The sequence below is a fragment of the Streptococcus sp. ZY19097 genome, assembly GCF_040731245.1.
Classification (GTDB): Bacteria; Bacillota; Bacilli; order Lactobacillales; family Streptococcaceae; genus Streptococcus; species Streptococcus orisratti.
Genome location: NZ_CP160400.1, coordinates 1,671,704 through 1,685,641 on the forward strand (window position 1 = coordinate 1,671,704; position 13,938 = coordinate 1,685,641).

At 40.1% G+C, this 13,938-nt stretch carries 16 protein-coding genes and 1 pseudogene; all 17 read right to left on the reverse strand.

What is annotated here, in order from left to right; all coding sequences use genetic code 11:
- Window positions 1-9: 9 nt before the first annotated feature.
- Entirely contained in the window at window positions 10-702 is a 693-nt protein-coding gene (locus ABZ559_RS08430; protein ID WP_367005963.1) for a 5'-methylthioadenosine/adenosylhomocysteine nucleosidase, read from the reverse strand.
- A 27-nt stretch (window positions 703-729) separates the two neighbouring features.
- Complete coding sequence (macP, locus tag ABZ559_RS08435; protein ID WP_277291390.1) at window positions 730-1,059, reverse strand: cell wall synthase accessory phosphoprotein MacP; 330 nt, start codon at window positions 1,057-1,059, stop codon at window positions 730-732.
- The gene (locus ABZ559_RS08440) at window positions 1,059-1,613 is read right to left on the reverse strand and encodes an NUDIX hydrolase (protein ID WP_277291389.1); all 555 of its coding nucleotides are present in this window, start codon (window positions 1,611-1,613) and stop codon (window positions 1,059-1,061) included. The genes macP and ABZ559_RS08440 overlap by 1 nt, the downstream gene beginning before the upstream one ends.
- Before the next feature lie 98 nt (window positions 1,614-1,711).
- Window positions 1,712-2,500 (reverse strand): ABC transporter permease subunit, encoded by a 789-nt coding sequence (locus ABZ559_RS08445; protein ID WP_277291388.1) that lies wholly within the window; start codon window positions 2,498-2,500, stop codon window positions 1,712-1,714.
- Between the two features lies 1 nt (window position 2,501).
- A complete protein-coding gene (locus ABZ559_RS08450) occupies window positions 2,502-3,329 on the reverse strand; it encodes an ABC transporter ATP-binding protein (RefSeq protein ID WP_367005964.1) in 828 nt (275 codons plus the stop codon).
- Complete coding sequence (locus tag ABZ559_RS08455) at window positions 3,322-3,777, reverse strand: hypothetical protein (protein ID WP_367005965.1); 456 nt, start codon at window positions 3,775-3,777, stop codon at window positions 3,322-3,324. The genes ABZ559_RS08450 and ABZ559_RS08455 overlap by 8 nt, the downstream gene beginning before the upstream one ends.
- Window positions 3,767-4,123 (reverse strand): LytTR family DNA-binding domain-containing protein, encoded by a 357-nt coding sequence (locus ABZ559_RS08460; RefSeq protein ID WP_367005966.1) that lies wholly within the window; start codon window positions 4,121-4,123, stop codon window positions 3,767-3,769. Before ABZ559_RS08460 ends, ABZ559_RS08455 begins: the two co-directional genes overlap by 11 nt.
- A gap of 327 nt (window positions 4,124-4,450) precedes the next feature.
- On the reverse strand, window positions 4,451-5,830 hold the full coding sequence (gene glmU, locus ABZ559_RS08465; protein ID WP_367005967.1) for a bifunctional UDP-N-acetylglucosamine diphosphorylase/glucosamine-1-phosphate N-acetyltransferase GlmU: 1,380 nt from the start codon (window positions 5,828-5,830) through the stop codon (window positions 4,451-4,453).
- A 354-nt stretch (window positions 5,831-6,184) separates the two neighbouring features.
- Window positions 6,185-7,420: a HAMP domain-containing sensor histidine kinase gene (locus ABZ559_RS08470; protein WP_367005969.1), complete on the reverse strand. Its 1,236-nt coding sequence runs from the start codon at window positions 7,418-7,420 to the stop codon at window positions 6,185-6,187.
- 8 nt (window positions 7,421-7,428) lie between these two features.
- Window positions 7,429-8,106: a response regulator transcription factor gene (locus ABZ559_RS08475; RefSeq protein WP_367005970.1), complete on the reverse strand. Its 678-nt coding sequence runs from the start codon at window positions 8,104-8,106 to the stop codon at window positions 7,429-7,431.
- Between the two features lies 1 nt (window position 8,107).
- A complete protein-coding gene (locus ABZ559_RS08480) occupies window positions 8,108-8,731 on the reverse strand; it encodes a GTP pyrophosphokinase family protein (protein ID WP_018376686.1) in 624 nt (207 codons plus the stop codon).
- 71 nt (window positions 8,732-8,802) lie between these two features.
- Window positions 8,803-8,958, reverse strand: a pseudogene (locus ABZ559_RS08485) (IS982 family transposase); the annotation flags it as partial.
- A gap of 7 nt (window positions 8,959-8,965) precedes the next feature.
- On the reverse strand, window positions 8,966-10,237 hold the full coding sequence (locus ABZ559_RS08490) for a dihydroorotase (RefSeq protein ID WP_367005972.1): 1,272 nt from the start codon (window positions 10,235-10,237) through the stop codon (window positions 8,966-8,968).
- A gap of 41 nt (window positions 10,238-10,278) precedes the next feature.
- The gene (locus ABZ559_RS08495) at window positions 10,279-10,932 is read right to left on the reverse strand and encodes a uracil-DNA glycosylase (protein ID WP_277291124.1); all 654 of its coding nucleotides are present in this window, start codon (window positions 10,930-10,932) and stop codon (window positions 10,279-10,281) included.
- Window positions 10,933-10,973: 41 nt separating this feature from the next.
- Window positions 10,974-11,474 carry a YbhB/YbcL family Raf kinase inhibitor-like protein gene (locus ABZ559_RS08500; RefSeq protein WP_277291123.1) on the reverse strand — a complete coding sequence of 167 codons (501 nt, stop codon included), beginning with the start codon at window positions 11,472-11,474 and terminating at the stop codon, window positions 10,974-10,976.
- A gap of 88 nt (window positions 11,475-11,562) precedes the next feature.
- Window positions 11,563-12,915: a phosphoglucosamine mutase gene (glmM, locus tag ABZ559_RS08505; protein ID WP_277291122.1), complete on the reverse strand. Its 1,353-nt coding sequence runs from the start codon at window positions 12,913-12,915 to the stop codon at window positions 11,563-11,565.
- A gap of 54 nt (window positions 12,916-12,969) precedes the next feature.
- On the reverse strand, window positions 12,970-13,932 hold the full coding sequence (locus ABZ559_RS08510) for a CdaR family protein (protein WP_026217226.1): 963 nt from the start codon (window positions 13,930-13,932) through the stop codon (window positions 12,970-12,972).
- Between the last annotated feature and the right edge of the window lie 6 nt (window positions 13,933-13,938).

Consider the following 13,938-nt stretch of genomic DNA (forward strand, 5'->3'; position numbering starts at 1 on the left):
CACAAGTCCTTAGTCTAAAACAGTTAAGAACTGAAGCAATACTTTCGCTGAGCGCTTCCCAGCTTCGATGATAAATTCATCAAAAGTGATGTTGGCATCATGAGCCGCAGTGTCAGACATGGCGCGAATAACGATAAATGGCTTACCCGTACTATTAGCCGCCTGAGCAATAGCCGCCCCCTCCATCTCAACTGCCAAAACATCTGGAAAATGGCCTTTGATAGCATCAATCTTATCTTGTCCTGCAATGAAGGAATCTCCCGTTGCAATCAAACCAACTTTACTTGTCACCTCTGTCGCAGATAGCACTTTTTCAAAAAGGCTTACAAATTTCTTATCTGACTCAAAGTAGAGTGGTTGCATGGACATCTGTCCATAAGCATAACCAAAAGCTGTCAAATCAACATCATGGTAAACCAGCTTATCGGCAACAACGACATCACCTATATTAAGGCCTTCTGCGACCGCACCAGCTGAGCCTGTGTTAATCAGGGCATCAACGCCAAAATTTTCTACCAGAACAGCAACACTCATAGCGGACATGACCTTGCCTACACCAGACTGAACCAGAACAACATCGTGCTTGCCAACTTTTCCAGTATAGTAAGTGTTAGATAGAATAGTTTGCACACCTCTATCTTCCAAGTTGTCTACCAAAACCTTCAATTCCTGCTCCATAGCAGCAATAATACCAATTTTCATCTATTTATTTCTCCAACAGTAGTTTAATTAAATGTTGAAAACTGCCCAAATAAGCAAAATAACTAGCAAAATAACAACAAATAAAATCTTGTTGAGCTTTCCTTGAAACTCACTCCGTTTGGCATTCTCAATGCGGCGACTTTTATAAACCAGTTGATCTTTTTGACTGTGACCACTTAGTCTATCCAGTAGCCCTCCCTTATTTATATCAAATTCATTACTATCAGATAAAGTGCTAGAATAATCAGTTGAGATAATCTTGGTTTCTTCTGGATCTGAAAATTCTTGGTCATCGTATATAATTTCACCGCGGTTAGCCTTTTCAATGATTTCATCGGTTAGGAGTGGTTTTCCCATTATGCTTTTCCTCCAAAGTGAAGAGCATAATATTGCAGAGCTATGATGGTTTTAGCATCTTCAATGTCTCCTGTTTTGACCAAATCCATACATTCATCATAAGTTAACTCAAAAAGTTCGAGAACTTCATCCTCATCTTGCGGACGTGGGTTGGGAACTTTCTTCAAATTTGTCGCCAAATAGAGTTTTATTTTTTCATTACAAAAACCAATAGCGGTGTAAAATTCATGAATTAATTCCAAATCGCCTGTATAACCTGTCTCTTCTTCTAATTCACGCAGAGCAGCTTCTTTCTCAGAACCATTTTCGCCAATTTCAAGCTTACCAGCTGGAATTTCATAGGAAATTTTCTCAATAGCCTTACGGTATTGCTTGACAATAACCAGCTTATTTTCTGGAGTGACTGTCAGAATAGACACTGCGCCACGGTGAAAAACGAGTTCACGCTTAGCTTCCCCTAAACCATTTGGCAGCTCAACATCATCTACTGCTACCTTGAAAATATGTCCATCAAAAATTTCTTGACGTTTTATCGTTTTTTCTTCAAAATCCATGATTTAGCCCTTTCACCAAAAGTTATATACTATCCAATTTTACTATATTTTAAGCAAAATTACCATTTTTAGATGAACAGTCTAAAAAACTACCATCATTAAGCACTCAGGTCTCGTTTTTGGTAAATAATAAAACTACTAATAAGAGCAAGACAAGTAATCGCTATTGCAATAACTGGCAAGCTATTGTCCAGCTTAGTCTTACTGAAAATATCTGCTCCATTGGCAAAATAATAAGGTGTCACATATTTGATATTCTCAAGATTAGGAATAATACGCCCTATCATATCCATGATATATAAGAGTAAAGTCAGCCCTAGTGCAAGACCGCTTTGCTTCCGACGATTCATGGATGACAGTAGAAAACAAAGGCTAGCTAACTCCAGTTGCATAACAAAAGCTAAAAAGTGGTAAATCACAAATAGCCTAATCGAAAAGTGCAATCCGGTCTGCCATAACCCCAGACTTTCCAAACCTATACAAATGATGTTAAAGATAAGAAGCATCACAATGAGACTAACAAATTTCCAAGTTAAAATTGAAGCACGGCTATAAGGCAGGGTATAGAGGAACTCACTGGTATGCCCTTCCTCTTCTTTTGATAGGCTTGATACGCCTAGCATACTGGCAAACATGCCTGCTCCAAGCCCGAACATAAGAGCAATTTCTGTTGCAAAATAACCGTCCAAGGTAGCAATACTCACCTTGTTCAGACCAAGCGCCTTGCTCATATCACCCATTTGAGCGTAGGTATCAGCGATACCTCCAATTCGGTCTGCCAGACTCTGGTAGAGCAAAATGCAAGCATAACAAATCAGCCCTACAGACAATGCCCAAATCAAGAGAGCCTTAGCACTTTGTTTCAATTCATGCTTTAACAAAATCATCTTATTCCTCCTCATAATAGTGCCTAAACAAGTCTTCCAAAGAAGGCTCTTCTACCAAAAAATCATCTGGCTTCAGAACTGTCAGTTTTCGCAACAACTCTGAACTACTTCCTGCAAAGGCAAAGTTCTCTTCCTTGTCATCTTTCCAAAATGTCACACGTTTCGACTGGCTGCGTGTCAAGTTCTCAATAGTATCAATTTTGAGAATTTTTCCGTCTTTGATAATAGCTGCGCGATCACAGTAATTTTTAATTTCAGAAAGGATGTGAGAAGACAAGAAACAAGTGCTGCCAGCTGCGCAGGCTTCTTTAACGAGCTTGAAAAAACGCTCCTGCATAAGGGGGTCAAGACCTGATGTCGGCTCATCCAAAATAAGAAGCTCTGGTTGGTGTTGCAAAGCGCAAACGATACCTACTTTCTTACGATTTCCCAGAGATAAATCCTGAATTTTTTTATTCAAAGGTACCTCTAAAATCTGACAAAGTCTCTCAGCTTCAGCGCTGCAATCCTTTTTTCTTGCCTTAGCTGCAAAAGCAATAACATCCTTGACCTTCATCTGCGGGTAAAACATGGTTTCCGACGGCATGTAGCCAATATGACGGAGGCTTTCTGTCAGTGAACTGTATCGCCCTCCAAAAAGCGTCATCTGACCGCTGCTGGGCTTAATCAGCCCCAAGAGGCAGCGAATGGTCGTTGATTTTCCAGCGCCGTTTGAGCCCAGAAATCCAAATATTTCACCCTTTTTGACAGACAAACTCACATCTTCTGCTCCCATGTGCTTGCCGTAATATTTTTTAAGATGTTGAATAGCAATAACTGTTTCAGTCATAATCTTGCCCCTTTCCTTTTTTGTATGCCTCTAAAAGCTGATTAAGATTCTTGGTGTCAATATGACGTTTGACTTTATTGACTAAGTAAACACAGTAATAGCAAAAAAGTTGCCAAGCACCAAAACCAAGAATAACAAGAACATGGTCATCAAACCAGTCCATAAAATAGACAGCAAGTAGATACAAACCTGTACAGAGCAGAGCCGATTCCCACCATTTGCCAGCAACACTATCCGCTTCATCAAAATTATTAAAGGCAAACACTTGTAAGTTACAAATAAAATAGCTCAAAAAGGCAGTTTCTGTAATCTGCAAAAGACTGATAGAAAAGGTATCCCACCACATCAAGTAGCAAGCACAGTAAAAGAGATGACATAAAGTATAAATCCCTGCTTTGTACTTGATGCTGATTTCTCGGTTTAAATAATGTGACCATCTATCTTTCATCTGTCATTCCCTCCTGCAAGACCTGTCTGAGTTTATTTGCGTATTTGCGCGAAATAATAATTTTTTCGCCGTTATACAATGTGGCTTCAATCCGGGCATAAGCTTGGCTCTTAAAGAACTGAATCTTGTAAATATTGACCACCATGGCTTTGGCACAGCGAAAGAAACCACGCTTCTTGTACTGCTCTGCCGATTGTCCCAAACTCGCAGTCACCTGATAGCCCCCCTTGTCCGTATAAGCAAAGGTTCTACTGTCAATACTCTCAACATAGAAGATATCATCCACGCGCACATAGCTCTGCCCATTTTCAGTAATCCCCAGCATCTTTGCTTGATCTTGTGACACCAAGTCGACCAGTTACTCTATTTGAGCGGTCATTTCCCGATAACAAATGAAGACTTCGTCCTCACCAGCTGATACTCAATGAAAATCAAAAGTTGCCTAGGAAACGAAGCCGACGATAGAACTTGAGTTCATCAAGGCAAGTTGACAACGGATAATTTTGATTTTCGAAGAGTATGAAATCTGCTCCAATCTAAGTTTCACAGGTTTGCCTCCTTTACTTATCAGTATATCAAAAAGTTAGACGACTACAATATCTTATCTTCCCATGTGCAAAAATTTCCTCTAAGTTGCAGAAAAAAAGCAAGGCTTAGCCTTACTTTACATTTCCTATTTTGTTGAAGGATGATGGGGTTTACCGATGGCATACCCTTCCTTAGTAACCTGACGTTCACGACCGATAGCTAGGGCATCTGCTGGAACATCTTGGTTAATAGCAGAACCCGCTGCAATCAAAGCACTATCACCAATAGTTACGGGCGCCACAAGAGTTGAGTTGCTACCAACAAAGACATGATTACCAATAGTCGTTGTGTATTTGTTTTTGCCATCATAGTTAGCAAGGATAGTGCCTGCACCAAAGTTGACATAGTCACCGACTTGCCCATTACCAATATAGGTTAAATGACCAGCCTTGGTATTTTCACCAATGCTTGAACCCTTAACTTCCACAAAATTTCCTATATGAGAATCTTTACCGAGGACTGACTTTGGACGAATATGAGCAAAAGGTCCAATTGTCACTCCATCCTTAACTTCCGATTCCTCAATCATCGAGTTGGTTACCACCACTCGCTCACCAATAACCGAGTCAACGATATAAGTCCCATTGGTTAGGATAGATTCTGCACCAATTCTGGTGTGACCTTTAAGGGTGATATTGGCTTCTACCACCACATCTGGAGCAATCGCCACATCCACATCAATGTAAGTCGCATCAGGATTTAGGAAAGTCACGCCGTTGAGCATGTGAGTTTTGTTGATACGACGGCGCATTACTCTTTCAGCCATCGCAAGAGCAACACGGTCATTAACTCCCAAACTTTCATCAAAGTCACGAAGAACATAAGCCCCAACCTTTTCACTAGCTTCACGGAAGATTGAGATAACATCCGTCAAATAATATTCACCTTGGGCATTGTTGGTATTGATATTTTTCAGGGCTTCAAAAAGACGCTTATTGTTAAATACATAAGTTCCTGTATTGATTTCTTTGACTTGCTGTTCAAAAGCAGATGCATCTTTTTGTTCAACAATTTTAACCACCTCACCGTTGTCATTTCGGATAATACGGCCATAACCGAAAGGATTTTCAGCTGTCGCTGTCAAAATAGTAGCGACATTCTTGTGATTAACATGAAAGTCAATCAAATTTTTTAGACTTTCCCCTGTAATCAGCGGCGTATCACCAGCAATGACCAAGGTATGTCCTTCAAGGCCAGCCAATTCCTCTTCTGCCATCATGACAGCATGTCCTGTTCCCAATTGCTCTGTTTGCAAGACAAATTCAGACTGATTAGCTAAAACCTCACGAACCAACTCTGCCTTGTGACCAATGACAGTTACATTTTTCTCAGGAGTAATAGCACTCACCGCACGAAAAACATGCTCCAGCATAGTGATACCAGAGACCTTGTGCAAGACCTTAGGCAGGTCAGATTTCATGCGAGTGCCTTTACCCGCCGCCAAAATAATTGCGTAATTAGACATCGTTAATTTCCTTAATATAAAATTTAAACATTTCCATTATAGCATAAAGGAAGAAATATTGGAAAAGTTGATAATAGATGGCACGCCGTACGCATGAAGAAAATGCATGTAACCATTTTTTGATTACACGCATTTTTTCAAAAAATTTTTACGAAATTTACATATGTGCATTAGCTAACCCTCATTTTCATCTACATGATACCAAAATTTCATGATAAAAAATATAACTCTTCATGAAAAACGTTATCTGAAAACGAAGTTTCTTCGTTCATTTGTCGTGAATAGATGGTAAGAAAAGGGTCTTATTTAAACCAAGTCAAGGCTAATTAACCTATTTCCTGATAGTTATATCTCCTACAAAATCACAGTGAACGTAATAGCATCGTCTTTATAGCTGGCCGAGATACTTCCTTTGAAAAGTTTAACCATACTCTCCGCCATAGAAAGACCAATTCCAAAACCTGATTTTTTGCTATTATGAGACTCATCCTCACGGTAGAAGCGCTCAAAAAACTTGCTATAATCGACGTTCTTTCCTTCCCTATAAGTATTGGAAATAGCTAAGCGAGCACGTTTTCGTGTACGTCCCACACTGTCCAATCTGACTGTAACTGTGCCCTCAGGGTCACAATATTTATTGGCATTATCTACCAGAATGGTCACCAGTTCAAATAATGACTTTTCTTCAGCTTTGACGTGAATGTCAGGCTGAATTTCCATGATAAATTTCTTACCATCCCTAATCACTGGTCCCTTGAAATCTTCGGCGGCATCTTCAGCAATAGCTGAAAAATCCAAATCCGATAAAACAAGCTCCACATGTTCTTGCTCTTCCAACCGAGCCAAACTGACCAAACCGTTAATTAAGTCCGTCAAGCGCTTAACCTGATCCGAGGTGCTTTTCGTCCATTCGGATTCACCATTCATCAGCTCTACCAACTCATTATTGGCTGAAATAATTGCCAGCGGTGTTTTTAACTCATGCCCGGCATTAGTGATAAAGCGGCGCTGCTTTTCATAATTACGGACGAAAGGCTCAATTACCTTACCAGAAAGGATGGTCACAATCGTGAGAAAGAAAACAAAGCTGACACCTGACATCCAAAGAGAAAGAGTGACTAAAGTTTCATTATCCTTGAGCTGATTTGTGGCATCCAAAACAACTATTAAAGTTTTCTTATCCTTTTGACTCACTTGGTAAGCATAGGTATGATTTTGATAATAGAATTCTCCAGACTCATCCTTTGACTCTTTGATAGTTTGTGCGTAATCAGTAATCTGTTCATCTGTCAAATCGGAAATATTATCTGTGTTAACCAAGGTGACTTCATCAGAAGCATTAACAGTCACACTAAAATAGCGATATTGGAAAATAGAATCCATAGATGTTCTACTCCCCAATTCTTTTGAGGTTTCAGATAAACTCGGAAATTTTCCATTATTATCCGTCAAAATTGATAAAATGCGATTTATTTCATTGCGTGTTTGAAGATAGCGAGCTGAATTTAAGACCCCCACCACAGAAAATAAAACGATCAAAATAGCAACAGAAGCTATTCCAATAAAGCGTATCCTTAGTTTACGAAGCATGGCAACACCTACATTTCTACCAATTGATAATCACCATCTTCTTCTCCAAGGATGCTAACATTAGCTCCAATTGCTTTGAGTTTTTGACGGAGATAGGATACATAAATAAAGACATAACCTTCATCAACATCTTCATCAGCCTCATTAGCCCAGACATGATTAAATAGTTGCTTAGTCGACAGTTTTTTACCAACGTTTAGCATGAAAAATTCCAACATTTTCGACTCTTTACCGGCCAAACGAATAGTATTGTGGCTGACCAATTCCTGCTCTCCAACTTTTAAAGTCACAGAGCCTACAGTCAAGACTTTTGAAGTGAAAGTGGTGTCAACCCGTCTCGCCATGGAACGAAGGCGTGCTAGTAATTCTTTGAGTGAAAAAGGTTTTGTCAAATAATCATCTGCCCCAGAATCAAGCCCATTAACACGATCATCAACCTCAGCCATGGCTGTTAGCATGATGATATGCGTCTGGTTGCCCGTCCGACGAATTTCCTGAACAGCTTCAACACCAGTTTTAATAGGCATCATGATATCCATAACCATAACATCATAGACATTATGACTTGCTAAATCGACAGCCGCTTGACCATCGTAAACAGAATCAACTTCGTAGCCTTCATGTGTCAAAGCCGTTGTTAGAACACGGTTCATTTGAACTTCATCTTCTGCAATAAGTATTTTCATCTTAATCACCCGAACTTTCTTGAATCAGATTGCGAATCGTTTGCATGGTTAAATCACAAGAAGCTAATTCATCAGCGCAACGCTTCAATTCCCGCACAATTCGCTTAGGATTCTTAATATCGTGCTTGTACTTCATCTGATGCTCCAAACTAGCCCAAGAATCTTGAGCAATAGTGCGCAGCTGAATCTCAATAAAGTACGATCCTCGCTCATTTCCCAAACAATCTGGAAAATCAGTTGAAAGTTCCACAATCAAGTGGTAAGAACGATAGCCGTTAGGCTTAGCATTTTGGATGTAATCTTTTTCAACAGCGATACTACAGTCATCGAAATTGCGAATAATCTCTACAATTTTGTAAATATCATCTACAAAACCGCACACAATCCTTATCCCAATACTATCACGAATTTCCTTCAAAGCAGATTGTGCAGTGGCTGGCAGTTCCTTTCGATGACATTTTTCTGTCATGCTTTTGGACGTCTTGATACGAGCAATGAAATGCTCATAAAGTTTGTAGCCAGTCTCAGCTTTAACTTCCTTATTTTTTTGCTTAATCCGATTGCTAAAATCCTCCAATATCAAGGGAAGATAGGCAAGGTAAGGCCCATAAATCGTTTTTTCCATAAGTTTCCCCAACTTTTTTGATATGCCTATTATAGCAAAAAAACCTTACTAACAGCTAAAAGTGTAACCTATTCAGATTCGTCCGAAATTTTAGATAAACTGATGTTATGATGATGTTTCAATAAATCAGAACAGTAATTACGATAAACTTGATGACAAATTTTTGATAATTGCTGTATATTCCATTGTAACTGATAAGATCTAACCGTATATTGTAGTCTGAGAATGACTAGGCTAACAATTTTTATACACTATTTGACCCTCGCAGATGGTGTATTTAACCACACCTTGCAGTGTTTCACCGATAAATGGTGAATTAGAGGCCTTAGAGGCGAAATGTTCTGATACGATACGTTCCTCCTTATCAGCAAAAATCACAATATCTGCTGGGCCATTTTCAGCTAAGTAACCTGCATCAAAGGCATAAAGTGATGAAGGATTGATAGTCATTTTAGCCAAAAAGTCCAAGAGCGATAGTTCCCCAGTCGCCACTAAGTTGGTCAAGCCAAGCGATAAGGATGTTTCAAGTCCTGTCATACCAGATGGTGCTTTGGTGATGTCCTCCACATTTTTCTCATCGGCGTGATGAGGGGCGTGGTCAGTCGCAATGACCGAAATGACACCCGATTTCAGACCTTCAATGACAGCCAAGCGATCCTTTTCAGTCCGCAAAGGCGGATTCATCTTGGCATTACTGCCTTTGATGAGTAGTAAGTCTTCTGTTTTTGAAAAATGCTGCGGTGCTGCTTCTGCTGTAATATTAGCCCCCAGCTGTTGAGCAAAGGCAACAACTTTAACAGACTCAGCCTTGGATAAATGCTGGATATGCAAGTGAGCCTGACGGTCATAAGCAATCATAACATCACGCGCAATCATACTGTATTCGGCCACACCAGTCGCCCCACAAAAATGGAATTTATCACGGGCGATCCCTTCGTTAAAACCAAGAATGCCATTGAGCTCTGGATCTTCTTCATGCAAGGCGATAAAGGTATGATTTTCTTTCGCCAAGTCCAAAGCTTCCTTAACCACCTTAGAACTTTGAAGAGGAATACCATCATCAGAGAAAGAAACAGCACCAGCTGCCAAAAGAGCCTTGAAATCCGTTAGATGTTGGCCATCAAAGTTTTTCGTTACCGTTGCATTGCTATAGATATGGATATTTTCCTTAGCTGCGCTGGTTAAGACCTCTTCTAGCGTTTCGACATCTGAAATGGTTGGATTGGTATTAGCCATCATGACAACCGTCGTCACACCACCAGCTGCAGCAGCTAGTGCTCCTGTATGGATGTCTTCTTTGTGTGTCTGACCTGGTTCACGGAAATGCACATGAATATCAACCAGACCAGGGGCAACAACCAATCCTGTTGCATCAATGATATCTGCACCATCTGCCTCAATCTGCTCTGCTATTTTTACAACCTTCTTGCCATCTACCAGAACATCTGCAGTCTGGTCAAAGCCAGATTTTGGATCAACGACACGACCATTTTTAATTAAAAGCATCTTCTTCTCCTTATTTCTATTTTTGAATTCAAGCAAACTAACTATTGTAACCAATCAATGGGTTCAAGATTATCCTCTTCAAGAAATGCATTAGCCCTTGAGAAGGGACGACTGCCAAAGAAACCGCGGTAGGCTGACAGGGGACTCGGGTGAGCCGATTCAATGACATGATGGATGGGATTAGTAATAAGAGTTTTTTTCTTACGCGCGTAGCCACCCCAAAGGATAAAAACAACAGGATGCGCTTGCGCATTAACCACCCGAATAATAGCATCCGTAAATGGTTCCCAAATCAATCCTGCGTGACCATTGGCCTGTCCTGCTGGAACAGTCAGACAAGCGTTGAGCAGAAGTACCCCCTGCTGTGCCCAAGGCGTCAAATCATGGTGTTTGCGAAGACCAATGTCATCCAAAAGTTCTTTGAGGATGTTTTGGAGGGAGGGTGGAGCAGGCAAATCATCTGGTACTGAAAAAGACAGCCCTTGTGCCTGCTTAGGACCATGATAAGGATCCTGACCAATGATAACAACTTTGACATCTTCCAAAGGCGTTGTCTGAATAGCATTAAAAACCTTATCGCGTGGTGGATAAACTGTTCCTTGACTATAAGCATTGTCCATAAAATGATTGATTTGCGAAAAATAGCCCTCAGGCAACTCTTTTTTAATCAACTCATGCCAACTTGAATGCTGCATATCTCCTCCTCATTCTTGTTCATTCAAATGATCAAAACCGCTTAACATTTACCAAGAAGCTCTAAACTGGTCTTGTCCAGCAGATGTCCTTCCATAGCATGAAGCAAGTCATTCATGTAAAAACCTTCTGATAAGGTTAATGCCGCATCCAAAGCATAAACCGTCAATGTGTAAATATGATCTTTGTCGGGTGGATAAGGCCCCATATAACTATCATCAATAGCTGAATAATCAGTCTCTAAAAACTTACTGACCAAACTATTCTTACCCTTTAGATGATTTTTGTCCTGTCTTGAAAAATCCTCTTCTATCCGAGTTTTGACGGCCGGTACGTTAGCCACTACCCAATGAATATAAGCAAAGCCGCAAACAGGTATAGAATCATAATCAACAAAAGTCCAAGCCAGTGTCTGTGTTTCTTTTGGAAGATCTTCCACCGCAAACGGAAAGGAAATCACAGCATTTCCCTGAACTTGAATACTAGACTTTTTACTATAAACATCCGGAATAACGTGGTTTTCAAAATCACAAGTAAGTTTCAATTTTATCACCTCAAGTCTATCCTTTCCGCTATTTTATCATATTTTGTGCAAAAAATCCCCCTAGGACTAACCTAGGAGGAAATTCATATTAGTCAAGGCCAATTTCTGAGCGGACTACATCTGCAATAGTATCTACATAGTAATCAACTTCTTCATGTGTTGGCGCTTCTGCCATAACACGAAGTAATGGCTCTGTTCCACTTGGACGTACTAGAATACGACCGTTGCCTGCCATTTCTGCTTCCATTTTTTCAATAACATTTGCGATAGCTGGGACTTCCATAGCTTTTGTTTTCATGCTATTTTCAACACGGATATTGACCAACTTTTGTGGATAAATGGTAACTTCGGCAGCAAGTTCTGAAAGTGGCTTACCAGTTTCTTTCATGACCCTGGTCAATTGGATAGCTGTCAGCTGACCGTCACCAGTAGTGTTGTAGTCCATGATGATTACATGACCTGATTGCTCACCACCAAGATTATAGCCCGATTTACGCATTTCTTCAACGACATAGCGATCACCGACGGCTGTAATAGTCTTGTTAATCCCCTCACGGTCAAGAGCTTTGTGGAAACCAAGGTTGGACATAACTGTCGTTACAATGGTATTTTTAGCCAAAAGACCCTTACTAGCTAAGTGTTTACCGATAATATACATAACCTTGTCACCGTCAACAATTTCACCATTTTCATCAACAGCAATCAATCGATCGCTGTCACCATCAAAGGCAAGACCAATATTGGCGCCAACCTCTTTGACCGTTTCTTGCAATTTTTCAGGATGAGTTGAGCCAATACCATCATTGATATTCAGACCATCTGGTTGTTCACCAATAACGGTAATATCAGCACCCAAGTCTAAGAATACATCGCGAGCTGTCGTTGAGGCAGCACCGTTGGCTGTATCAAGAGCAACTTTCATTCCCTCAAGGTCAAGTCCAGTTGATGCTAAGAATTTTTCATATTTGCGAAGACCTTCTGGGTAATCTACAACAGTCCCAAGCCCTTGAGCTGATGGGCGTGGCAAAGTATCTTCATTAGCATCAAGTAGAGCCTCGATTTCCAACTCTTGGTCATCAGCTAATTTGAAACCATCTCCACCGAAAAATTTAATGCCATTATCGAGAGCAGGATTATGACTAGCTGAAATCATAACACCTGCGCTAGCATTTTCTGTACGGACAAGATAAGAGACACCAGGGGTAGCCAGAACACCAAGTTTGTAAACTTCAATCCCAACGGACAGAAGGCCTGCAACTAAGGCTGACTCTAACATTTCACCCGAAATACGTGTATCTCGAGCCACAAAAACGCGCGGACGGCTAGCCTCGTGTTGGCTAAGAACATATCCGCCAAAGCGTCCAAGTTTAAAGGCTAATTCAGGTGTTAACTCAACATTTGCTTCTCCACGGACACCGTCCGTTCCAAAATATTTTCCCATTATTTTTTCGCGATAAACTCGCTTCCTCCCTTTGTCATTCTTCGTTATTATCTACTATTTCTTTTTAACTGTCAACTGAACAGTAACCACATTTGGTTCAATCGTTACGTTATCAGCGCTTAAAGATACTGTTTTTGAGGTATTTTTAGTAACATTTGTAATATCAACTTCTGCAACAACCTCATTTACAGCTGCCACAGCTTCCTGACTACCAGAAATTGTTACAGTCTGATTACTTAATTTGTAATCAATATTTGATAAACTTTCCGACATATCACCAACAACTTTTAGCGATACGGGAACTGTCTTGGTTATTTTTTTAACTTCAACTTTTAACTCGGCTTTAGCTGGTTTAATAACACTCGGTAAAATCGTACCATCTGTTGAGACAGCCTGTAGAGTGACTTTATCACTATAATCAGAATCTAGAACGGTATCATCTGGCAAACTAGCAACAACATGATCAATCTGATCTATTGTTGCTTCATCGCTGGTTACTTCGACTTCGGAGAGATTTGTCGAAACACTCTTTAGTTCATAACCATCTGCTAACTGGCTTGCATCCACCTTACCTTCTACAGAAAACGTCTCAGTTTTCTTCTTGCCAATTGTAATAGAAATAGTCTTAGGCGATACTGTAGCTGTAAGACCTGAGGGAAGATTAGTAACTTTTAATTTTGCTGTAACTGTCCCTGTTCCAATTTCTGCTTTTGATAAATCAGCAACAACTTTGAAACTCCTTGTATCGCTATTAATCTCAGAATCTAATTTAACACGATTAGTGGAAGTCAAATAAACCTGTGCTTCATACGAATAACCACTAACATAATATTTATCACTGTCATATTTGATATCAATTGGCACGTCTGTTAACGTATGGGTATATGTCTCGGTTGCTCCTGAAATTTGTGTCCCTACACGACTATAATTATTAGCAGCCGCTGTCAAAAAAAGAATGATAGAGAAAAATATAGAAACTACAGCCAGTGAAAATCGACTATTTAATATCTTCTGCAATAGTAT

Coding starts and splice junctions, on each gene's coding strand:
- ABZ559_RS08430 (WP_367005963.1), bottom strand. CDS start 702: ATGAAAATTGGTATTATTGCTGCTATGGAGCAGGAATTGAAGGTTTTG.
- macP (WP_277291390.1), bottom strand. CDS start 1,059: ATGGGAAAACCACTCCTAACCGATGAAATCATTGAAAAGGCTAACCGC.
- ABZ559_RS08440 (WP_277291389.1), bottom strand. CDS start 1,613: ATGGATTTTGAAGAAAAAACGATAAAACGTCAAGAAATTTTTGATGGA.
- ABZ559_RS08445 (WP_277291388.1), bottom strand. CDS start 2,500: ATGATTTTGTTAAAGCATGAATTGAAACAAAGTGCTAAGGCTCTCTTG.
- ABZ559_RS08450 (WP_367005964.1), bottom strand. CDS start 3,329: ATGACTGAAACAGTTATTGCTATTCAACATCTTAAAAAATATTACGGC.
- ABZ559_RS08455 (WP_367005965.1), bottom strand. CDS start 3,777: ATGAAAGATAGATGGTCACATTATTTAAACCGAGAAATCAGCATCAAG.
- glmU (WP_367005967.1), bottom strand. CDS start 5,830: ATGTCTAATTACGCAATTATTTTGGCGGCGGGTAAAGGCACTCGCATG.
- ABZ559_RS08470 (WP_367005969.1), bottom strand. CDS start 7,420: ATGCTTCGTAAACTAAGGATACGCTTTATTGGAATAGCTTCTGTTGCT.
- ABZ559_RS08475 (WP_367005970.1), bottom strand. CDS start 8,106: ATGAAAATACTTATTGCAGAAGATGAAGTTCAAATGAACCGTGTTCTA.
- ABZ559_RS08480 (WP_018376686.1), bottom strand. CDS start 8,731: ATGGAAAAAACGATTTATGGGCCTTACCTTGCCTATCTTCCCTTGATA.
- ABZ559_RS08490 (WP_367005972.1), bottom strand. CDS start 10,237: ATGCTTTTAATTAAAAATGGTCGTGTCGTTGATCCAAAATCTGGCTTT.
- ABZ559_RS08495 (WP_277291124.1), bottom strand. CDS start 10,932: ATGCAGCATTCAAGTTGGCATGAGTTGATTAAAAAAGAGTTGCCTGAG.
- glmM (WP_277291122.1), bottom strand. CDS start 12,915: ATGGGAAAATATTTTGGAACGGACGGTGTCCGTGGAGAAGCAAATGTT.